The sequence below is a fragment of the Streptomyces griseicoloratus genome, assembly GCF_014534645.1.
Taxonomy (GTDB): Bacteria; Actinomycetota; Actinomycetes; order Streptomycetales; family Streptomycetaceae; genus Streptomyces; species Streptomyces griseicoloratus.
The window spans coordinates 1-20,123 of the sequence record NZ_JACVQF010000172.1 but is presented as its reverse complement, the minus strand read 5'-3'; the positions used below and the strand labels follow the sequence as shown (position 1 = coordinate 20,123).

Genomic DNA, 20,123 nt, shown 5'->3' with positions numbered 1-20,123 from the left:
GGTTCGCTGCCCCTCGAACCGCCTTTCGGCGGTGCTCCGTGGCAACGACGTAAACAATACCCGATGCGGAGGGGTGCTTCGCCACCCAATTGATCGCCACCCGGAGGGCGGGGGGTGACTAGGCTTGTCCGAATGCGGCCGAGGTCCCTTGTCGGGCTCGGCGGCCGCACCCGTATCCCGGACGGACCCGATACGCGGCCCGACACGCACCGAATACAAGGAGCCACAGGACATGGCCGACTCCAGTTTCGACATCGTCTCGAAGGTCGAGCGGCAGGAGGTCGACAACGCCCTCAACCAGGCCGCCAAGGAGATCTCGCAGCGCTACGACTTCAAGGGCGTGGGCGCCTCGATCTCGTGGTCCGGTGACAAGATCCTCATGGAGGCCAACTCCGAGGACCGCGTCAAGGCTGTCCTCGACGTCTTCCAGTCCAAGCTGATCAAGCGCGGTATCTCGCTGAAGGCCCTGGACGCGGGCGAGCCCCAGCTCTCCGGCAAGGAGTACAAGATCTTCGCCTCGATCGAGGAGGGCATCTCCCAGGAGAACGCGAAGAAGGTGGCGAAGATCATCCGCGACGAGGGCCCGAAGGGCGTGAAGGCCCAGGTGCAGGGCGACGAGCTGCGGGTCAGCTCCAAGAGCCGGGACGACCTGCAGGCCGTCATCGCCCTGCTGAAGGGCAAGGACTTCGACTTCGCCCTGCAGTTCGTGAACTACCGGTGATCCACGGCCGTCGGTGAGCCGCGATCACCGGGAATCTCGACGAGGAAGGGCGGGCGCCCAGGGTGCCCGCCCTTCTCGGCTGCCGGCCTGCTCACCTGCCGACCGCGGTCCGGGGCGCGTTCAGTCGCGCGAGTTGCCGAACAGGATGCGGTAGGCGATCAGGAGGACGAGGGAGCCGCCGATCGCCGCGGCCCAGGTCGCACCGTCATAGAAGTCCTTGCTGATCGGGTGGTCCAGCCAGCGGGCCGAGATCCAGCCGCCGACGAACGCGCCCGCGACTCCGATGAGGGTCGTACCGATGAGGCCCCCGGGGTCACGGCCCGGCAGCAGGAATTTGGCGATGGCCCCGGCCAACAGTCCCAGGATGATCCAGCTGATGACGGTCATGCCTCAACCCTGCCCTCTCCCGCTGTACCGGTGCCGTCCCGGCGTTGTCGGTCTTTCCTCCACGCATGTTCATGTCCTGTCAGTGTGGAGGACGTGCTCACCGCATTCGCCGGTTGCACTGGTCAGTAGGGTGCGAGCCATGACACCTGCGAGTTCGGAGCTGAGGCGCACCCTGGGCGTGGGCGACGCCGTGGTCGTGGGCCTCGGTTCGATGGTCGGGGCCGGGATCTTCGCCGCGCTGGCGCCCGCGGCGCACGCGGCCGGCTCCGGGCTGCTGATCGGCCTGGCCCTCGCCGCCGTGGTCGCCTACTGCAACGCCACGTCGTCGGCGCGGCTGGCGGCCCTCTATCCGGCCTCCGGCGGCACGTACGTCTACGGGCGCGAGCGGCTCGGGGAGTTCTGGGGCTATCTGGCGGGCTGGTCGTTCGTCGTCGGCAAGACGGCCTCCTGTGCCGCCATGGCGCTCACCGTGGGCGCGTACGTCTGGCCGGAGCAGGCGCATGTGGTGGCGGTAGCCGCCGTGGTCGCGCTCACCGCGGTGAATTACGGCGGCATCCAGAAGTCCGCCTGGCTGACGCGGGTGATCGTGGCGGTGGTCCTGGCTGTCCTCGCTTCCGTGGTTGTGGTGTGTCTGGGTTCCGGACGGTCCGACGCGGGGCGACTGGACCTCGGGGTCTCCGAGGGCGTCGGCGGAGTACTGCAGGCCGCGGGCCTGCTCTTCTTCGCGTTCGCGGGGTACGCGCGCATCGCGACCCTCGGCGAGGAGGTACGGGATCCGGCGCGCACCATTCCGCGTGCGATCCCGCTGGCCCTGGGCATCGCTCTGGCGGTGTACGCGTGTGTGGCTGTGGCTGTCCTCTCCGTGCTGGGGTCCGGCGGCCTCGGCCAGGCGACCGCACCGCTGGCCGACGCCGTGCGTGCGGCCGGTGTGCCCGGGCTCGCGCCGGTCGTGCGGGTGGGTGCCGCCGTCGCCGCGCTGGGCTCGCTTCTGGCGCTGATCCTGGGTGTCTCGCGGACGACTCTGGCCATGGCCCGGGACCGTCACCTGCCCGGAGCGCTGGCCGCGGTGCACCCGCGTTTTCAGGTGCCGCACCGGGCCGAGCTGGCCGTGGGCGCGGTGGTCGCGGTCCTGGCCGCCACTGTGGACGTGCGCGATGCGATCGGATTCTCCTCCTTCGGTGTGCTGGCGTACTACGCGGTGGCCAACGCGTCGGCCTGGACGCTGCGCCCTGCCACGTCGGCACGGATCGTGCCCACCGTGGGACTGGCCGGATGCGCGGCACTGGCGTTCGCGCTTCCGGCGGCGTCGGTGGTGGCGGGCGCGGGCGTGCTGGTGGTGGGCGTGGTGGCGTACTGGGTTCGGCGGTGGGCAGTGGGGGGCCGGGCGGTGGGTCGTTAGGGCGCCGGCCGGCCGACGGTTACGGGAGCGGAGTCAGGGGTTGCCGGGGCAGTCGGTGGCTGTGGGCGCGATTGGCGGCTGCGGCCGGGAGGCAGGGGGCCATGGGGATGCCCGGCGCCGCCGTGCTCGCTCGGACGGGCCGGTGGGGTCGGCGGTCGTCCTTGCTCAGGATGCCTGCGCCATGCCTGCCGTCGTCGGCCCTCTGCCCGTTCGTATCCGGAACTCGGCCCAGGGGGCCATCTCCGCTCCTTCGTTCTCCTCCTCGTACCAGCCCGTGCCGTCGACCCAGGCACGCAGCCAGTCGGCGAGGGTCGGGGCGTCGACGAACCATGCCTGGTCGGCGTCGCCGGGGTTCGGTTCGAAGAGCAGGACCGTGGCCTGTGGGGAGCGGCAGTCCACGCATGCGTACATCGCGCAGCCCCAGTGGGATATCGGCAGGACGCCTTCGGGCCAGGGCCAGTCGGGGTCCTGGGCGCCGCTCTCGCGGTTGGCCAGGTACTGCGCCACGGCAGCAGGCTCTCCGGCGGGCGAGCTGTCGAGCAGGGGCAACAGGCCGTAGTCCGGGCCGAATCCGCCGTCCCCTATCCGCTGGTACAGCTCGGCGAGCAGCGGGGGCAGGGGGAAGCCCAGGGCGGCCTCGGCGCGGGCGCGGGTGGCCGCGTCGACGGGCTCGGGGAGGGAAGCCCAGCCCCAGGGGCGGGTGTTGCGGGCCTTGTCCGCCACCCGTGCCAGCAACTGCTCGATCTCGGTCATGCGTTCATCATGCAGGCCGCCACTGACAACCGGGCGAGCCTGTGGACAACCCGGCGGCTGTGGAAAAACGCCGGCCCGCCGGCTCGCTGGCTCTCACCAACCGGTTCGCTGCGCGGTGCCCGTGGCCGTGAACGGCTGATCCGTCCGTACGATTTCGCGCCCGAGCGGCAGCAGCGACACCGGAATCAGCTTGAAGTTGGCGATGCCGAGCGGGATGCCGATGATCGTGACGCACAGCGCGATACCGGTGACGATGTGGCCGATGGCCAGCCACCAGCCCGCGAGGATCAGCCAGAGCACGTTGCCGATGCAGGAGGGCGCGCCCGCGTCCCGGCGCTCGACCGTCGTGTACCCGAAGGGCCACAGGGCGTAGACGCCGATGCGGAACGCGGCGAGGCCGAACGGGATGCCGATGATGGTGATGCAGAGCAAGAGTCCCGCGACCAGGTAGCCGAGGAACAGCCAGAAGCCGCTGAGGACGAGCCATACGACGTTGAGGATGGTCTTCACTGCTGGCGACCTGCCATCTTCTCGAGTCGGGCGATCCGCTCCGCCATCGGCGGGTGGGTGGAGAACATCCTGGACATGCCCTGCCCCGGGCGGAACGGGTTCGCGATCATCATGTGGCTGGCGGTCTCGATCCGGGGCTCGGGAGGCAGCGGAAGCTGCTTGGTGCCCGTCTCGAGCTTGCGCAGGGCGCTGGCGAGGGCGATCGGGTCGCCGGTGAGCTGGGCACCGGAGGCGTCGGCCTCGTACTCCCTGGAGCGGCTGATGGCCAATTGGATGAGGGTGGCGGCGAGCGGGCCGAGGATCATGATCAGGAGCATGCCCAGGAGACCGGGGCCGTCGTCGTCGTTCGACCTGCCGATGGGGATGAGCCACGCGAAGTTGACCAGGAACATGATCACGGAGGCGAGGGCGCCGGCGACCGAGGAGATCAGGATGTCGCGGTTGTAGACGTGGCTGAGCTCGTGGCCGATGACCCCGCGCAGTTCCCGCTCGTCGAGCAGGCGCAGGATGCCCTCGGTGCAGCACACGGCGGCGTTGCGCGGGTTGCGGCCCGTCGCGAAGGCGTTCGGCGCCTCCGTCGGGGAGATGTACAGGCGGGGCATGGGCTGGCGGGCCTGGGTGGAGAGGTCGCGGACCATGCGGTACAGCGCCGGGGCCTCGAACTCGCTCACCGGGCGGGCGCGCATCGCACGCAGCGCGAGCTTGTCGCTGTTCCAGTACGCGTACGCGTTGGTGCCCAGGGCGACGAGGACGGCGACGACGAGCCCCGCTCGGCCGAAGAAGCTGCCGATGACGATGATGAGTGCGGACAGTCCCCCGAGGAGTACTGCGGTCCTGAGCCCGTTGTGCCGGCGGTGCACGGTACGCCCTCCAAGTGGTGCAGCAGGGGAACCCTTTGCTTGCTGATCTCGCTCGCTGTGGTTGCTTCCTGGTCCTCGATGCCACCGGCGGCGCCGTGGCGTCACGTCCAGTGGACCCTTCTGTACTGGTCAACGCCAGGCGAGGGCCGCCAGTTCCCTGGTGGGTACGGCAGCGCGCGTGGGCCGTCCGGGTGACGGGTCACGGCGTACGGCACGCGCGCGTGGGGCCGGGTGCCCCACGCGCGCGCAGTGAAAGTCGGCTGGGGTCAGAAGAGGCTGGTGTCGGCGAAGTGCAGGACCAGCTGGGGTGCTCCGGAGAGGGCGACGGCGAGGACGGCGGTCACGGTGATCGCGGCCGTGAGGGGTGCGGGCACGCGGTGCTCGACGGCCTCGCCCTCGGGGGCGCGGAAGAGCAGGGCCGTCCATTGGAGGTAGTAGAACAGCGCGATGACGACGTTGACGGCCATGACGACGGCCAGCCAGCCGAGGCCGGCGTCGACGGCCGCGGAGAAGACGGTGACCTTCGCGAACAGGCCGATGATGCCGGGCGGCAGTCCGGCGAGGCAGAGCAGGAAGAACGCCAGGAGCAGGGCGGTCACGGGGTTGGTCGCGTACAGGCCGCGGTAGTCGGAGACCCGGTTGCGCGCCTTCGTACGGCCCACGAGGGCCGCCACCGCGAAGGCGCCGAGGTTCACGGCGGCGTACATGAGGGCGTAGGCGACGGTGGAGCCGATGGACCGTTCGGCGTCGTCGGAGTACGCGGCGGCGGCGATCGGCACCAGGAGGTAGCCGGCCTGGCCGATGGACGACCAGGCGAGGAGGCGTACCGCACTGTACGCGCGCGTGGCCTGCTGGCGGAGGGCTCCGACGTTGCCGACGGTCATGGTGAGGGCGGCCAGTGCCGCGAGCGCCGGGCCCCAGGCGTCGGCGTAGGACGGCAGGGCGATGACCGTGACGAGGATCAGGCCGGAGAAGCCGACGGCTTTGCCGACGACAGACAGGTAGGCGGCGACCGGCAGGGGCGCACCCACATAGGTGTCGGGCACCCAGAAGTGGAAGGGCACGGCGGCCGTCTTGAAGGCGAAGCCGACGAGGGTGAGGACGACGCCGGTCTGGACGAGCGTGGTGAGCTGCCCGTCGACGTCCTGGATGCGGTCGGCCACCTGGGTGAGGTAGAGGGTGCCGGTGGAGGCGTACACGAAGCTGATGCCCATGAGGCTGACCGCTGTCGCGGTGACCGAGGACAGGAAGAACTTCAGGGCCGCTTCGGAGGAGCGCCGGTCGCCGTGCCGGAGGCCGACGAGGGCGAAGGCGGGCAGGGAGGCGACCTCCAGGGCGACGATCAGGGTCGCCAGGTCGCGCGAGGCGGGCAGAAGCGCCGCGCCGGCCGCGGAGGAGAGCAGCAGGAACCAGAACTCTCCCTCGGGGAGCCCTCTGTCGGCGTCCTTCAGCGCGGTGACCGACAGCAGGGCGGCCAGGAGGGCGCCGCCGAGGACCAGGAACTGGATGGCGAGGGTGAAGGTGTCCGCGGTGTAGCTGCAGACGTCGGCGTCGCCGGTCAGGCAGAACGTCGAGCGGTCGCCGTCCAGGAGCGGCAGCAGCATGATCACGGAGGCGGCGAGTCCGGCCACCGACGCCCAGCCGAGCAGGGCTTTCCGGTTGTCGTCGACGAAAAGGTCGGCGACGAGGACGGCGAGTCCGACGACCGCCGCGATGGTGGGGGGCGCGATGGCGAGCCAGTCGACGGACTGGACGAGGTTCTGGGCCAGTGGCTGGGCCAGGGGGCTCATCGGGTGCCTCCTGCGAGGAGTTGCTGCACGGCCGGGTCGGTCAGCCCGAGGAGGGTTTTGGGCCACAGTCCGGCGACGACGGTGAGGGCGACGAGCGGGGTCCAGGCGGCGAACTCGTACGTGCGCACGTCGGTGAGCTGCGGGGTCTCCTGCGGTACGGCGCCCATGCAGACGCGGCGGACCACGATCAGCATGTACGCGGCGGTCAGCAGCGTGCCGAACGCGGCGATCGCCATGAAGGTGAGGAAGGCGGGACGGCTGAGGTCGTCGTGGGGGTCGAAGGCGCCGAACAGGGCCAGCATCTCGCCCCAGAACCCGGCCAGGCCCGGCAGGCCGAGCGAGGCGACCGCGGCGAAGGCGAGCAGGCCGCCCAGGCGCGGTGCCTTGCCGTACAGCGCGGCACCGGTCTCCGCGGCAAGGGTGTCGAGGTCGGTGGTGCCGGTGCGGTCCTTCAGCGCGCCGACCAGGAAGAAGAGCAGGCCGGTGATGAGTCCGTGGGCGATGTTGGCGAACAGGGCGCCGTTCACGCCGGTCGGGGTCGTGCTCGCGATGCCGAGCAGGACGAAGCCCATGTGGCCGACGGAGGAGTACGCGATGAGGCGCTTGAGGTCGCCCTTCGCGCCCCGTTTGGCGAGGGCCAGGCAGGCCAGGGAACCGTAGATGATCCCGACGACGGCGAAGGCGGCGAGGTAGGGCGCGAAGGTGTGGAAGCCGTCCGGTGCTACCGGGAGGAGAATCCGGACGAACCCGTACGTACCCATCTTCAGCAGAACCCCGGCCAGCAGGACCGAGCCCACGGTCGGCGCCGCGGTGTGGGCGTCGGGCAGCCAGCTGTGCAGCGGCCACATCGGCGTCTTGACCGCCAGCCCGATCCCGATCGCCAGGACCGCGATGACCTGCACGGACGTGGTCAGCGACCGGCCGTTGTCAGTGGCGAGTGCCACCATGTCGAACGTGCCCGCGCTGAGTCCGATCAGCAGCAGGCCGAGCAGCATGACCACGGAGCCGAGCAGCGTGTACAGGATGAACTTCCAGGCGGCCTCGGCCCGGCCCTCGCCGCCCCAGCGGGCGATGAGGAAGTACATCGGGACGAGGACCATCTCGAAGGCGAGGAAGAACAGCAGCAGGTCGAGGACGGCGAAGGTGGCGAGGGTGCCGGACTCCAGGACGAGCAGCAGTGCGACGAAGGCCTTCGGGGTCGGGCCCGCAGGCATCTTGAAGTACGAGTAGAGCGCGCAGAGGAAGGTCAGCAGCGCGGTCAGGACCAGAAGGGGGAGGGAGATGCCGTCGATGCCGAGGTGGACCCGCACATCGAGTGCGGGGATCCAGCTGATGTCCGTACTGGCCTGCATCTTCGACGGATGGTCGTGGTCGAAGCCCAGCACGAGGACGATCGCGGCGGCCAGGACGGCACCGGTGACGGTGACGCCGTGCCGGAGCACGGCCTGTTCGGGCGACTTCCCCTTCAGTCCGGGCGGGGCCGGCAGGAGAGCGGCGGCGGCACCGAGGAGCGGGCCGACGACGACGAACGCGAGAAGGAACTGCATCACGGACTCGTTGATATCGATCACGCCTGCTCACGCTCCCGTGGCGACGAGGACGACGGCGACCGCGAGGACGACGGTGCCGGCGAGCAGCGCGCTCACATAGGTCTGCACATTGCCGGTCTGGGCACGGCGTACGGCGGCCCCGAGCCAGCGGGGCAGGGTGCCCGCCCCGCGTACGTAGGTGTCGACGACCTCGCGGTCGAGGAACCGGACGAGGCTCGCACCGGCCCGCACCGGGCGGACGAACAGGGCCGTGTACACGGCGTCCAGGTGGAAGCCGACGGCCGCGTGCCGGTGGAGCGGGCCGAGCAGGAGCCGTCCCGGGTCCGACGGGTCGGGTGCGTAGGCCACGTCTCCGTAGGCGGGCTTGTGGCTGGCGATGGCCTCGGCCTCCACGAGCGCGGCGTCGCCCTCCGGGTGGGCCGCGACCGCGCCCAGCGGGACGCGGGCCGCGAGGGCCGTGGTGTGCCGCCAGGCGGCGTAGGTGACGATGCCGCCGACCAGGGCCACGCCCGTGCCGAGCACCGAGGTGGTCAGGGTCGGGGCCAGGTCACCGCCGTCGAACCAGTCGGGCAGGAGGCGGAAGGCGAGCCCGCCGAGGGCAAGTGACGGGATGGCGAGCACCCAGAGCGCGGCGTTCATGGCCACCGGCTGCCTGCCGTGGTCGGGGGCCTCGGCGCCCCGCCCGCGGAAGGCCAGCAGCCACAGGCGCATCGCGTACGCGGCGGTGAGCACGGCCGTGAGCAGTCCGGCGACGAGGACGGTCCAGCCGGCGGCACCGGGGGCGTGCTCGGTATGACCGGTGGCGGCGTGCTCGGCGGCGCCGAGGACGGACTCCTTGGAGAAGAAGCCGCTGAACGGCGGGATCGCGGCGAGCGCGAGCAGCGCCACGGTCATCGTCCAGTAGGCGTCGGGGACACGGTCGCGCAGGTTCCGCATGCGGGACATGGCGGCGAGCGAGTTGGTGCCGGCGGCGTGGATGATCACGCCGGCGGCGAGGAACAGCAGCGCCTTGAAGGCGCCGTGCGTGAGGAGGTGGAAGACGGCGGCCCCGCGGTCGCCGGCGGCGAGGGCACCGGTCATGTAGCCGAGCTGGCCGATCGTCGAGTAGGCGAGGACGCGCTTGATGTCGTCCTGGGCGAGCGCGGCGAGCGCCGAGCCGACCATCGTCACCGCGGCCATGACGGCGAGGACGGCCATCGCGGCCTGGGAGGCCTCGAAGAGCGGGAGGAGCCGGGCAATGAAGTAGACACCGGCGGCGACCATCGTCGCGGCGTGGATCAGCGCGGAGACGGGTGTGGGGCCCGCCATCGCGTCGGGGAGCCAGGTGTGCAGCGGGAACTGCGCCGACTTGCCGGCCACGCCGGCCAGGAGCAGCAGGGCGATCAGGGTCGGATGGTCCAGTGCGCCGCTCGCGACCGCGCCGAGGACCTTGGTGATGCGGAAGGAACCGGCGTCGGTGGCCAGCGCGAACAGGCCGATCAGGAAGGGGACGTCACCGAGCTTGGTCACCAGGAAGGCCTTGAGGGAGGCTGCGCGGGCCTCCGGGGTCTCCCAGTAGTGGCCGACCAGGAAGTACGAGCAGATGCCCATGATCTCCCAGCCGACCAGCAGCACCATCAGGTCGCCCGAGTAGACGACGAGGAGCATCGCGGAGGTGAACAGGGAGACGAGAGCGGCGTAGGAGGGGTAGCGCGGGTCGTCGCGCAGGTAGCCCGTCGAGTAGATCTGCACGCAGGTGGCGACGACGCCGACCAGGACCGCGACCAGGGCGGCGAAGCCGTCGATGTGCAGGGCGAGCTCGATGGGGACCGAGCCGGTGGGCGTCAGTTCCGTGGCCGCGTCGACGGCCCGGCCGCCGCCCTGACGCGCCGCGACGAGTGCGGCGAGCACGAGCGAGGCGAGCGTGGGCAGAACGGCGAGCGGGCGGACGAAGCCGGGTGCCGTGCGGCCCAGGAGCAGGCCGGCGGCTGCGCCGAGGAAGGGAAGGAGGGGGACGAGTACGGCGAGGGTGGTGGTGGTCACGCGGTGGCCTCGGCCTTCTCGGCGGCCGGCCCGGTCGCGGGGGCGTCGGTGTCGGGGCCGTCCGGCTCGTGGCCCTCGGCGGTGTCGCGGAGCTTGTCGATGTCGGAGGTGCCGCGGTTCCGGTACACGGCGAGCACGATCGCCAGGCCGATGCCGATCTCGGCGGCGGCGATGGCGATGGTGAACAGGGTCAGGGCCTGACCGGAGTGCAGGGTCTCCTCGGCGGCCTTGCTGAGCCAGACGTCGAAGGCGACCAGGTTGAGGTTGACGGCGTTGAGCATCAGCTCGACCGACATCAGGACCAGGATCGCGTTGCGGCGGGCGAGGACTCCGTACAGGCCCGTGCAGAACAGGAGGGCGGAGAGGACGGCGGGATAGGCGAGGTGCATCAGCGGGCCCCTTCCGCATCGCTCCGGGTGTCCCGCTCGGCGAGAGCGGCCCGGGTGTCCCGCTCGGCGCCGGCGGTCGGGGCGGTGCGCGCCGCGTCGGCCTTGGCCTTGCGGGACAGGACGATCGCGCCGACCAGCGCGGCGAGGAGGAGGACGGAGAGGGCCTCGAAGGGGAGGACCCAGTTCTGGAAGAGGCTGGCTCCGGTCGCCTCGGTCGAGCCGGCGGCCGGGCCGTCCAGGTCGATCCACGTGGTGCGGAAGGCGTCGACGACGACCCACACCAGGGCCGCCGCGGCAGCGCCGGCGACGGTGAGCGCGGCCCAGCGGTTGCCGGAGTCGGCGTCCGGGGAGCGGCCGATGGGTGCCTTGGTGAGCATCAGCCCGAACAGGAGGAGGACGACGACGGAACCGACGTAGATGAGGACCTGCACCCAGGCGATGAACTCGGCGGTGAGCAGGAGGTACTCGACGGCCAGGCCGCCGAGAGCCACCACCAGCCACAGCGCGGCGTGGACGAGCTGCCGGGTGGTGACGGTGACGACGGCGGCGCCGAAGGTGACCAGGCCGACGAGGAGGAAGGCGATCTCGACGCCGGTCGGGGACAGGAAACCCTGGGATTCGGCCGCCGTGGTCGTGGTGGTAGTGGTGTGCGCGGCGAGGTTGCCGACGGTCGCGGCGAGGGTCATTCCCGGCCCTCCTGCTCCGGCCTCGACCGGTCCGCCCCGGGCTGGTCCGGCCTGGGCTGGTCCGTCTGCTGCTTGGAGTCACCCATCTGGCGGGTGGGCTCCTCGGCGCCACGGACCTGTTCGTCGGCGTGCGTGCCGGTCGGCTGGACCGCCTGCTGCGCGGCCAGCTTGTCGGCGGCCTTGCGGGCGGCGGCGAGTTCCTTCGGCTCCTCGGCTGCGGGGTCGAGCGCGGGCGGGGCCGGGACCGTCCACATCCACTCGCGGAGCTTGTCGCGCTCGTGGGTGAGGTCGCGGATGTCGGTCTCCGAGTACTCGAACTCCGGGGACCAGAACAGGGCGTCGAAAGGACACACCTCGATGCAGATACCGCAGTACATGCACAGGGAGAAGTCGATGGCGAAGCGGTCGAGGACGTTGCGGCTGCGGTCGCGTCCGCCGGGGGTCGCCGCCGGGATCGTCTCCTTGTGGGAGTCGATGTAGATGCACCAGTCCGGGCACTCGCGGGCGCACAGCATGCAGACCGTGCAGTTCTCCTCGAACAGGCCGATCACGCCGCGGGTGCGGGGCGGGAGTTCGGGCTGGGCGTCCGGGTACTGCTCGGTGACGGTCTTCCTCGTCATCGTGCGGAGGGTGACCGCCAGGCCCTTGGCCAGGCCCGAGCCGGGGATGCGGGGCCGGGTGGGCGGGACAGGCTCGGCCATGGTTACTGGATCACCACCTTGACGATGCCGGTGAGGGCGATCTGGGCGAGGGAGAGGGGGACGAGGAGGGTCCAGGAGAGTTTCTGGAGCTGGTCCTCACGCAGACGCGGGTAGGTCACGCGCAGCCAGATCACGACGAAGGCGAGGACGGCCGTCTTCAGCAGCGTCCACACCCAGCCCAGGCCGTCGGCGCCCCAGGGGCCGTGCCAGCCACCCAGGAAGAGGACGGTGGTCAGACCGCACAGGACGATGATTCCGGCGTACTCGGCGAGGAGGAACAGGGCGAAGCGCAGGCCGGTGTACTCGGTGTAGGCACCGAAGATGATCTCCGAGTCGGCGACGGGCATGTCGAACGGGGGCCGCTGCAGTTCGGCCAGTCCGGCGACGAAGAAGACGATCGCGCCGACGATCTGCCAGGGCAGCCACCACCACTCGAAGGCGTCGAGGATGCCGACGAGGGAGACCGTGCCGGCCGCCATGGCGACGGAGGCGGCGGTGAGCAGCATCGGGAGTTCGTAGGCGAGGAGCTGGGCGGCGGTGCGCAGGCCGCCGAGGAGGGAGAACTTGTTGGCGGAGGCCCAGCCGGCCATGAGCGAACCGAGGACGCCCACGCCCATGACGGCGAGGACGAAGAAGATCCCCGCGTCGACGACCTGGCCGACCGCGCCCTCGCCGGGGCCGATCGGGATGGCGACGAGGACCAGGAGGTACGGCAGGAGGGCCACGGCGGGTGCGAGCTGGAAGATACGGCGGTCCGCGCCCGCGGGGACCACGTCCTCCTTCTGCGCGAACTTCACGCCGTCCGCGACGAGCTGGGCCCAGCCGTGGAAGCCGCCGGCGTACATCGGGCCGAGGCGGCCCTGCATGTGGGCCATCACCTTGTGCTCGGTCTGGCCGACGATCAGGGGGAAGGTGAGGAAGACGGCGAAGACGATCAGGAGTCGCAGGGTGACGTCGAGCGCGTCGTTCACTGCGGGCCTCCTGGTGGGTTCCGGCGGTCCTGGGGATCCGCGGGCGGGTGTTCTTCGGTGTCCTGGGCTGCGCTCGGGCGTTCCTGCCCGTCGCGGGCGTCCGGGCCTTCGCGGCCGGCGCGGCTTCCCTCTGCGTCCTGGGCACTCTCGGGCGCGCCCTGGGCGTCCTTGGGCGCGCCCTGGGCGTCCTCGGGCGCGTGCTGAGCGTCCTCGGGCGCGCCCTCGGCGCCCGGCTGCGGGCGGTTCTCGTCGGACGACTCTTCGCGCTCGTCGTGCCGTTCCGGCTCGCGGGGCTTCTCGGCCGCGGGCTCGTCGAAGGCCGGGCGGGCGTGGTGCCACGGAGCGTCGGGACTGCGCGGAGCGCCGGGCGCGGGCTTCGGTGCCTCCGGAGCCGCCGGGCTCACGCCCGTGTCTCCCCCGTCGCCCGCCGATCCCGCGCCGGAGGCTGCCGCCCGCTGGCTCGCGGACCCCTCCGACACACTCCGCGCACGCCGGGCGCCGGCGGCCCGAGGGGAACCGGCCCGCTGCGAGGCCGAGCCCTCACTCGCGCTCCGGGCGCGTCGAGCCGCCGGGGCGGGCGCACCGGCGGTGTCCTGCCCGGCCGTGCCCTCTCCCCCGGTGCGCTGGGACGCCGAGCCCTCGCTCGCGCTCCGCGCACGCCGGGTCGTCGGCGGTGTCGTCGGCGAAGGGGGCCGGGTGTCCGGTGCCGTCCGCTCTGCGGAGCCCTCCGCGGCCGTACGGGAGCGGGGCGGGGTCGCCGGGGCCCCGGCGTCCGGTGCGGCCTGGCCGGCGGAGCCCTCGGCGGCCGTGCGCGTACGCCGGACCGGGCGTTCGCCTGCCGCACGGGCCGGACGATCACCCGCCCCGCGGGCGGCACCGCGCGCCGGGCGGGCCGGGGCGGGCGGGAGCTGGCCCTTCAGGGGACCCCACTCGTTGGGATCGGGGACGCCGGGGGGCAGCATCTGGCGGCGCCGGGGGCCGCCGTGGTCGGCCTCGCCGGGTTCCTTCGCTCCCGGCCATGCCTTGGCGACGCGGGCCGCGAGGACGAAGTCCTTCCGCAGGGGGTGGCCCTCGAAGCCCTCCGGCAGGAGCAGATGGTCCAGCGCCGGATGTCCCTCGAAGACGACCCCGAACATCTCATGGGTCTCGCGCTCGTGCCACGCCGCTCCCGCGTACACCGCGACGGCGGTGGGCAGGACCGGGGACTCGTGCGGGACGGTCGTGCGCAGCAGCAGCCGGCGTACCGGCGAGAGGGCGGCGACGTGCGCCGCGACGCGGAAGCCCGTGCCCGGTTCGTCGACCGCGCTCAGCCAGTCGAAGTACGTGCAGCCGAGCCGGTCGCGCGCGGTCTCCAGGGCGGAGATCCAGGCCGCCGGCGGTACGTCCACGGTCAGGACGTCGTACGACTCCTCGGCCGTGGCCTCCGTACCGAAGAGTTCCTCGGCGTCCGCGGGGAGCCAGCCGACCGTGGTCATCGGCCCTCCCCGGGAGCGGGCGCGGCGGCCGGCGGCTGCACCAGGCCGCTCTGCAGCGCGGCCGCGGACGGCCGGTGCGACGTGCCGTACCTGTCCCCCAGCGACTCGCGCGCGATCTTCTCCTGGAGCTTCAGGATCCCCTGGAGCAGCGCCTCGGGACGCGGCGGGCAGCCGGGGACGTAGACGTCGACCGGGATGATCTGGTCCACGCCCTTGGTCACGGAGTACGAGTCCCAGTACGGCCCGCCGCAGTTGGAGCAGGCGCCGAAGGAGATGACGTACTTCGGCTCGGGCATCTGCTCGTACAGGCGCTTGACGGCCGGGGCCATCTTGTCGGTCACCGTGCCCGACACGACCATGAGGTCGGCCTGGCGGGGACCCGGCGCGAACGGGATGACGCCGAGGCGGATGAAGTCGTGGCGGGCCATCGACGCGGCGATGAACTCGATCGCGCAGCAGGCGAGGCCGAAGTTGAAGACCCACAGGGAGTAGCGCCGGCCCCAGTTCAGGACGACCTTCATCGGCTCGGGGGCCAGCCGCGCGAGCGCACCGAGCCTCCTGGGTTCGGGCAGCGCCACCGGCTCCGGGGCGGCGGAGGCGGAGGGAACGGAGGAGTCCGTGGGGTTCACGTCCATGACAGGACGCCCTTCTTGTATGCGTACAGCAGGCCGACGGCCAGGAAGCCCAGGAAGATGAACATCTCCACGAGGGTCGTCGCGCCGTAGCCGGGGGCGGCGAAGACCGTCGCCCACGGGAACAGGAAGATCGAGTCGACCGCGAAAATCACGTACAGAAAAGCGTAGACGTAGTAGCGGACCTGGGTGTGGGCCCAGCCCTCGCCGACGGGGTCGACTCCGCACTCGTACGTCAGGAGCTTCTCGGGTGTGGGCACCACGGGCCGCAGCAGGCGCCCGGCCCCGAAGGCGACGGCGACGAAGAGCACGCCGATGACGGCGAGCAGTCCGACGACCGAGTAGGACTGGAAGTAGTCCGCCGCGACGACGGTCGGTTCCGGCACGTCCGTCCCTCGCTCCCTGTCCTGAACGCTGCTGTTCGATGACCTGTACGCACGGGAGTCTAGGGCCTGCTAAAGAGAGCGTAAGCAGCCCGTCACGCCTTGAGACGCCGGGGGTGGGGTTTTCCTCAGTGGATCCCGGCGGTCCACCTCATGGCGCGGCGCCCGTGCGCGCGGCACGCTAGCCCGTATGACCGAACGCCTCTCGTCATCGACCCGCGCCGGGAGCACCGGCGAAGCGGACTGCGACCGTCTGCCGCCGGCCCGTTTCGCCTACGACCGGCACACCTGGAAGGAGATCGCCCATCTGCTGGCGAATCTCCCGATGGCCCTGTTCGGATTCGTCTACGTCGTGACGATGCTGTTCACCGGCTTGGGGCTGACGGTCACGGTGATCGGCTTTCCGCTGCTCGCGGCGGGGCTGGTGGGGGCTCGGCAGATCGGCAAGCTGGAGCGGGCCCGGGCACGGGCGCTGCTGGGGGTGCGGATCGACGAGCCGAGTCCGCTGCCGTTGCGCGGCAAGGGCGGCTTCTTCGCCCAGCTGTGGATGGCGCTGAAGGATCCGGTGGGCTGGCGCACGGTTCTCTACGACCTGATACGGCTGCCCTGGGGCATCCTCACCTTCGTCGTCACGCTGACGTCGCTCTTCGTGCTGTGGCCGGTGCTGCCGTTCATCGCACGGGCTCTGGCGAACGCCGACCGGGCGATGGTGCGGGGGTTGCTCTCGCCCTCCGACGAGCTGGAGCGGCGGATCGCCGAGCTGGAGTCCGACCGGGGTGTCGTGGTCGACACGGCCGCGGCCGATCTGCGGCGCATCGAGCGCGACCTGCACGACGGGGCGCAGGCCCGCCTGGTCAACCTGGCCATGGGACTGGGTCTGGCCAAGGAGAAGCTGCTGGAGGATCCCGACGCGGCGGCGGCGATGGTCGAGGAGGCGCACGGCGAGGTGAAGCTGGCGCTGCAGGAACTGCGGGACCTGGCCCGCGGCATCCACCCCGCGGTGCTGACCGACCGCGGCCTCGACGCGGCGCTCTCGTCGGTCGCCTCGCGGTGCACCGTGCCGGTGAAGGTGACGGTAGACCTGGCCGCGAGACCGGCGGCGGCCATCGAGGGCATCGCCTACTTCACGGTGTCGGAGCTGCTGCAGAACGTCAGCAAGCACAGCGGGGCGAAGTCCGCCGCCGTGGAGGTGTGGCGGTCGGCCGACCGGCTGCTCGTCCAGGTGTGGGACGACGGCCGTGGGGGTGCCCGTCTCGACGGCGGCACGGGGATGAAGGGCCTCGCGGACCGGCTGAACGCCGTCGACGGGCTGTTCGTCGTCGAGTCCCCGGAGGGCGGCCCGACGACGGTCACGGCCGAGCTGCCGTGGCGCGACCGGACGGACTCGGACGGCGACGGCACCTCCCGCACGAAGTAGGCGACGGCACCTCCCGCTGGAAGTAGCGGCACGGCTCGGCACGGCCCCTGCGCAGGGAGCCCGTGCGCCCTCACCGGTCCGCGACGGGCTCGACCCTGCCCGCACGCACCGCACCAGGGCTCGCGGGGGTAGGGAAAACCCCCCGGTCCAGACGCCGACGGGCTCCATGGTCCCGGCGCCTGCGGCCGAGGAGGGTGGAGGTACGACAGGACAGCCGTAGGACGAGGAGAAGGACGGCACCGATGGCCACGGAGTACGGACAGAGTTACGGGCTCGACAGCGGGCCTGGCTTGCCCGGGGACGCCGGTGTGCGACGGCACCGGCTGCCGGCGGGGCTGCGGGCGCCGTTCGAGGCGCGCAGCCTGCGGGAGTTCGGTTATGTGCTGCTGAGCCTGCCGATCAGCATCGTGCTCTTCACCTACGCCGTCACGATGATGTCGTTGGGGGCGGGCCTGCTGGTGACGTTCCTGGGTGTTCCGGTGCTCGCGGCGGCGCTGGCCGGATGCCGCGGACTGGGGACGCTGGAGCGGGTGCGGGCCCGCGCGCTGCTGGGCCTCCGGGTGGCCGACCCGGAGCCGCTGCGGATGAAGAAGCAGGGGCTGATGGCCTGGATAGGGGCCGTGCTCAAGAGCGGCACTTCCTGGCGGAGCCTGCTCTACGCGGTGCTGCAGTTCCCGTGGTCGGTGTTCTCGTTCGTCGTCGCGGTGACCGTCTGGTCGACCGGCTGGGCGATGCTGACGTATCCGCTGTGGTTCTGGGTCTTCCCGGCGTACGCCGGGCAGGACGGGCTCCAGCTGTACGGCGACGAGACGCACCGGATCTACCTGGACAACCCCTTCGAGATCACCGTGACGGCCCTGGTCGGGCTGCTGTTCACGCTGGCGACGCCGTGGATCGTCCGGGCGCTGACGATGGTGGACCGGGTCCTGGTGCACGGGCTGCTCGGGCCCTCGCCGCTGGCGAAGCGCGTGGTGGAGCTGGAGTCGGACCGAGGGGTCGTGGTCGACACGGCCGCGGCCGACCTGCGGCGCATCGAGCGCGACCTGCACGACGGGGCGCAGGCCCGCCTGGTCAGCCTGGCCATGGATCTGGGCCTGGCGAAGGAGAAGCTGAGGGAGGACCCGCAGGCCGCGGCACGGATGGTGGACGAGGCGCACGGCGAGGTGAAGACGGCGTTGCAGGAACTGCGGGACCTGGCCCGCGGCATCCACCCCGCGGTGCTGACCGACCGCGGCCTGGACGCGGCGCTGTCGGCGGTCGCCTCGCGGTGCACCGTGCCGGTGCGGGTGGAGGTGGACCTGACGGAGCGGCCCGCGTCGGCGATCGAGGGGATCGCGTACTTCACGGTGGCGGAGCTGCTGCAGAACATAAGCAAGCACTCGCGGGCCACGTGGGCGGCCGTGGAGGTGTGGCGGGTGGAGAACCGGCTGATGCTCCAGGTCGTGGACGACGGGGTGGGCGGGGCCGACGTGACCGCCGGATCGGGTCTGGCGGGACTGGCCGAGCGGCTCGGCGCGGTGGACGGAATCCTGGTCGTGGACTCGCCGGCCGGAGGGCCAACGCGGGTGACGGCGGAGCTCCCGTGGCGGGGGGAGCGCCTGGCAGGGTGAGCCCGCGGTGCCGCCCGTCCACCGGGCGGCACCGCGGCCGCCCGCTCGACAACCCAGCCGCCCTGGCCGCCGAACCGTCGGCCGGGCCACCGGGCCGCCGGGCCGCCGGGCCGCCGCCGTGAACACAGGGCCACCGGGCGACCGGACCGCAGGTACTAAGCGCGTCCGGCGGCGCCGGAGCACCTGGCCGCGGGGCCGCCGGGGCCGTCCGCGTTTTCCGGGGACGCCGGGGTTGCCGGGTCGCAGGGACCGCCGAGGCCACCAGGACCGTTGAGGCCGCCGGGGTCGCCAGGGACCGCCGGCATGAAACACAGACGGCCGCCGGGCCGCCGAGCCGCCGGACCACCAGCCCACCGGGCCCGAGCACGCCCCGGCGTCGGTCGGCGGTCGGTCGGCTTCTGTCGGCCTGGGTCCCCTCCCCCGGACCCAGGTCGCCTGATCGAACACAGGCCACCGGGCGCCCGAACCCGGACTGGCGTCCCCGTCGCCCCGCTCACTTCCCGCTGCTCGAACGCATCCGGTCTCCGATGCTGGAATGCTGGACTTGTCACGCGGACGGTTCGTGGACGCGGCGCCGGCCGCGCGGGCCGTGGGGTGGGCGGAGTCTGGCTGTGGGGGGGCCGAGGATCGTGGAGGACAGGGTGCGAGTGGTCATCGCCGAGGATTCAGTGCTGCTCAGGGAGGGCCTGACCCGGCTGCTGACCGACCGCGGGCACGAGGTCGTGGCCGGTGTCGGCGACGGTGAGGCACTGATCAAGACCATCACCGAGCTGGACGCCCAGGGCCAGCTGCCGGACGTGGTCGTGGCGGACGTGCGCATGCCACCGACGCACACCGACGAGGGGGTCCGGGCCGCCGTGCAGCTGCGCAAGACGCACCGCGACCTCGGCGTCCTGGTGCTGTCCCAGTACGTGGAGGAGCGCTACGCCACGGAGCTGCTGGCCGGCTCCAGCCGGGGCGTCGGCTACCTGCTCAAGGACCGGGTGGCCGAGGTGCGGGAGTTCGTGGACGCGGTGGTGCGCGTCGCGCAGGGCGGTACGGCGCTCGACCCGGAGGTCGTCGCGCAGCTGCTCGGGCGCAGCCGCAAGCAGGACGTGCTCGCGGGGCTCACGCCGCGGGAGCGCGAGGTCCTGGGGCTGATGGCCGAGGGGCGGACGAACTCCGCGATCGCCCGGCAGCTCGTGGTGAGCGACGGGGCCGTCGAGAAGCACGTCAGCAACATCTTCCTCAAGCTCGGGCTGTCCCCGAGCGACGGCGATCACCGTCGGGTGCTGGCCGTGCTCACGTATCTCAATTCCTGAGCAGATCGCGTCTCAATTACTGAGCAATTCGTGAGCGGATCCGCAGCGGATCCTGAGCGGTTTCCGAGCACGCAGCCTCCCCCAGCAGCTGGGGGAACTCATCCGAACGAATGAGAAACCGAAGGACAGGCGGGGGGCGTCTTCACCGGCGCCGGGGGCGGGGGAGTCATGGCAGAACGACGCGGTGGCCGGTCTCACCGTCGTGTTCATCATGCGAATGTCCGCGGGAACGCGACCGCCGCGGACGTAGGGTTGATCCTGGGATGGTCGGTGGGAGACCAGTCCCCGGACAGCCGCCTCGAGGGAGGTCCAGTTCAGTGACCAGCCAGGTCAGCAGCCCAGCGGAGCAGGCCGACGGATCCATCGTGGGAGAGCAGCGCAAACCGGCGGGAACGAAGGACGTCCGCCGGCTGGACCGGGTGATCATCAGGTTCGCGGGGGACTCGGGCGACGGTATGCAGCTCACCGGCGACCGCTTCACCTCGGAAACCGCGTCGTTCGGCAACGACCTGTCGACGCTGCCGAACTTCCCGGCCGAGATCCGGGCACCCGCAGGCACGCTCCCG

The 20,123-nt window shown here is 71.7% G+C and carries 19 protein-coding genes and 1 pseudogene; 6 read left to right on the top strand and 14 right to left on the bottom strand.

Going from position 1 to position 20,123, the window contains the following annotated elements; all coding sequences use genetic code 11:
* Positions 1–232: 232 nt before the first annotated feature.
* Complete coding sequence (locus H0H10_RS08070) at positions 233–721, top strand: YajQ family cyclic di-GMP-binding protein (protein ID WP_019756392.1); 489 nt, start codon at positions 233–235, stop codon at positions 719–721.
* A gap of 120 nt (positions 722–841) precedes the next feature.
* Here the strand turns inward: H0H10_RS08070 and H0H10_RS08065 are convergent, their stop codons facing one another.
* Positions 842–1,108: a GlsB/YeaQ/YmgE family stress response membrane protein gene (locus tag H0H10_RS08065; protein WP_188180172.1), complete on the bottom strand. Its 267-nt coding sequence runs from the start codon at positions 1,106–1,108 to the stop codon at positions 842–844.
* Positions 1,109–1,247: 139 nt separating this feature from the next.
* Between H0H10_RS08065 and H0H10_RS08060 the strand changes: the two genes are divergently transcribed.
* Positions 1,248–2,507, top strand: coding sequence for an APC family permease (locus tag H0H10_RS08060; RefSeq protein ID WP_188180171.1), 1,260 nt, complete (start codon positions 1,248–1,250; stop codon positions 2,505–2,507).
* 165 nt (positions 2,508–2,672) lie between these two features.
* Here the strand turns inward: H0H10_RS08060 and H0H10_RS08055 are convergent, their stop codons facing one another.
* The 13 genes from H0H10_RS08055 to H0H10_RS07995 form a co-directional block, all read right to left on the bottom strand.
* Positions 2,673–3,260 carry an SMI1/KNR4 family protein gene (locus tag H0H10_RS08055; RefSeq protein ID WP_188180170.1) on the bottom strand — a complete coding sequence of 196 codons (588 nt, stop codon included), beginning with the start codon at positions 3,258–3,260 and terminating at the stop codon, positions 2,673–2,675.
* 93 nt (positions 3,261–3,353) lie between these two features.
* Positions 3,354–3,770 (bottom strand): YccF domain-containing protein, encoded by a 417-nt coding sequence (locus H0H10_RS08050; RefSeq protein WP_188180169.1) that lies wholly within the window; start codon positions 3,768–3,770, stop codon positions 3,354–3,356.
* A complete protein-coding gene (htpX, locus tag H0H10_RS08045) occupies positions 3,767–4,630 on the bottom strand; it encodes a zinc metalloprotease HtpX (RefSeq protein WP_188180168.1) in 864 nt (287 codons plus the stop codon). Before htpX ends, H0H10_RS08050 begins: the two co-directional genes overlap by 4 nt.
* Positions 4,631–4,896: 266 nt before the next feature.
* Positions 4,897–6,420, bottom strand: coding sequence for an NADH-quinone oxidoreductase subunit N (locus tag H0H10_RS08040; protein WP_188180167.1), 1,524 nt, complete (start codon positions 6,418–6,420; stop codon positions 4,897–4,899).
* Complete coding sequence (locus H0H10_RS08035; protein ID WP_188180166.1) at positions 6,417–7,991, bottom strand: complex I subunit 4 family protein; 1,575 nt, start codon at positions 7,989–7,991, stop codon at positions 6,417–6,419. Before H0H10_RS08035 ends, H0H10_RS08040 begins: the two co-directional genes overlap by 4 nt.
* A 6-nt stretch (positions 7,992–7,997) precedes the next feature.
* Entirely contained in the window at positions 7,998–9,992 is a 1,995-nt protein-coding gene (locus tag H0H10_RS08030) for an NADH-quinone oxidoreductase subunit 5 family protein (RefSeq protein WP_188180165.1), read from the bottom strand.
* Complete coding sequence (gene nuoK / locus H0H10_RS08025; RefSeq protein ID WP_188180164.1) at positions 9,989–10,381, bottom strand: NADH-quinone oxidoreductase subunit NuoK; 393 nt, start codon at positions 10,379–10,381, stop codon at positions 9,989–9,991. Before nuoK ends, H0H10_RS08030 begins: the two co-directional genes overlap by 4 nt.
* Complete coding sequence (locus H0H10_RS08020; RefSeq protein ID WP_188180163.1) at positions 10,381–11,067, bottom strand: NADH-quinone oxidoreductase subunit J family protein; 687 nt, start codon at positions 11,065–11,067, stop codon at positions 10,381–10,383. Before H0H10_RS08020 ends, nuoK begins: the two co-directional genes overlap by 1 nt.
* The gene (locus tag H0H10_RS08015; protein WP_188180162.1) at positions 11,064–11,768 is read right to left on the bottom strand and encodes a NuoI/complex I 23 kDa subunit family protein; all 705 of its coding nucleotides are present in this window, start codon (positions 11,766–11,768) and stop codon (positions 11,064–11,066) included. Before H0H10_RS08015 ends, H0H10_RS08020 begins: the two co-directional genes overlap by 4 nt.
* A 2-nt stretch (positions 11,769–11,770) precedes the next feature.
* A complete protein-coding gene (locus H0H10_RS08010; protein ID WP_188180161.1) occupies positions 11,771–12,739 on the bottom strand; it encodes a complex I subunit 1/NuoH family protein in 969 nt (322 codons plus the stop codon).
* Positions 12,736–14,214, bottom strand: coding sequence for an NADH-quinone oxidoreductase subunit C (locus H0H10_RS08005; RefSeq protein ID WP_188180160.1), 1,479 nt, complete (start codon positions 14,212–14,214; stop codon positions 12,736–12,738). Before H0H10_RS08005 ends, H0H10_RS08010 begins: the two co-directional genes overlap by 4 nt.
* Positions 14,211–14,849, bottom strand: a complete 639-nt coding sequence (locus tag H0H10_RS08000) for an NADH-quinone oxidoreductase subunit B (protein ID WP_188180159.1) — start codon at positions 14,847–14,849, stop codon at positions 14,211–14,213. The genes H0H10_RS08005 and H0H10_RS08000 overlap by 4 nt, the downstream gene beginning before the upstream one ends.
* Entirely contained in the window at positions 14,840–15,232 is a 393-nt protein-coding gene (locus tag H0H10_RS07995; RefSeq protein WP_188180158.1) for an NADH-quinone oxidoreductase subunit A, read from the bottom strand. The genes H0H10_RS08000 and H0H10_RS07995 overlap by 10 nt, the downstream gene beginning before the upstream one ends.
* A gap of 187 nt (positions 15,233–15,419) precedes the next feature.
* Here H0H10_RS07995 and H0H10_RS07990 point away from each other — a divergent pair, with 187 nt between their 5' ends.
* The 4 genes and pseudogenes from H0H10_RS07990 to H0H10_RS07975 all read left to right on the top strand — a co-directional run.
* Entirely contained in the window at positions 15,420–16,646 is a 1,227-nt protein-coding gene (locus tag H0H10_RS07990) for a sensor histidine kinase (RefSeq protein ID WP_188180157.1), read from the top strand.
* A 242-nt stretch (positions 16,647–16,888) separates the two neighbouring features.
* Positions 16,889–18,256 carry a sensor histidine kinase gene (locus tag H0H10_RS07985; RefSeq protein ID WP_188180156.1) on the top strand — a complete coding sequence of 456 codons (1,368 nt, stop codon included), beginning with the start codon at positions 16,889–16,891 and terminating at the stop codon, positions 18,254–18,256.
* Between the two features lie 641 nt (positions 18,257–18,897).
* Complete coding sequence (locus H0H10_RS07980) at positions 18,898–19,557, top strand: LuxR C-terminal-related transcriptional regulator (RefSeq protein ID WP_309141748.1); 660 nt, start codon at positions 18,898–18,900, stop codon at positions 19,555–19,557.
* A gap of 317 nt (positions 19,558–19,874) precedes the next feature.
* Positions 19,875–20,123, top strand: a pseudogene (locus tag H0H10_RS07975) (2-oxoacid:acceptor oxidoreductase subunit alpha); the annotation flags it as partial.

Bases quoted from the DNA above. Each gene is read 5' to 3' on its own strand.
- H0H10_RS08070 (WP_019756392.1), top strand. From the start codon at position 233: ATGGCCGACTCCAGTTTCGACATCGTCTCGAAGGTCGAGCGGCAGGAG.
- H0H10_RS08065 (WP_188180172.1), bottom strand. From the start codon at position 1,108: ATGACCGTCATCAGCTGGATCATCCTGGGACTGTTGGCCGGGGCCATC.
- H0H10_RS08060 (WP_188180171.1), top strand. From the start codon at position 1,248: ATGACACCTGCGAGTTCGGAGCTGAGGCGCACCCTGGGCGTGGGCGAC.
- H0H10_RS08055 (WP_188180170.1), bottom strand. From the start codon at position 3,260: ATGACCGAGATCGAGCAGTTGCTGGCACGGGTGGCGGACAAGGCCCGC.
- H0H10_RS08040 (WP_188180167.1), bottom strand. From the start codon at position 6,420: ATGAGCCCCCTGGCCCAGCCACTGGCCCAGAACCTCGTCCAGTCCGTC.
- nuoK (WP_188180164.1), bottom strand. From the start codon at position 10,381: ATGCACCTCGCCTATCCCGCCGTCCTCTCCGCCCTCCTGTTCTGCACG.
- H0H10_RS08020 (WP_188180163.1), bottom strand. From the start codon at position 11,067: ATGACCCTCGCCGCGACCGTCGGCAACCTCGCCGCGCACACCACTACC.
- H0H10_RS08015 (WP_188180162.1), bottom strand. From the start codon at position 11,768: ATGGCCGAGCCTGTCCCGCCCACCCGGCCCCGCATCCCCGGCTCGGGC.
- H0H10_RS08005 (WP_188180160.1), bottom strand. From the start codon at position 14,214: ATGACCACGGTCGGCTGGCTCCCCGCGGACGCCGAGGAACTCTTCGGT.
- H0H10_RS08000 (WP_188180159.1), bottom strand. From the start codon at position 14,849: ATGGACGTGAACCCCACGGACTCCTCCGTTCCCTCCGCCTCCGCCGCC.
- H0H10_RS07990 (WP_188180157.1), top strand. From the start codon at position 15,420: ATGACCGAACGCCTCTCGTCATCGACCCGCGCCGGGAGCACCGGCGAA.
- H0H10_RS07985 (WP_188180156.1), top strand. From the start codon at position 16,889: ATGGCCACGGAGTACGGACAGAGTTACGGGCTCGACAGCGGGCCTGGC.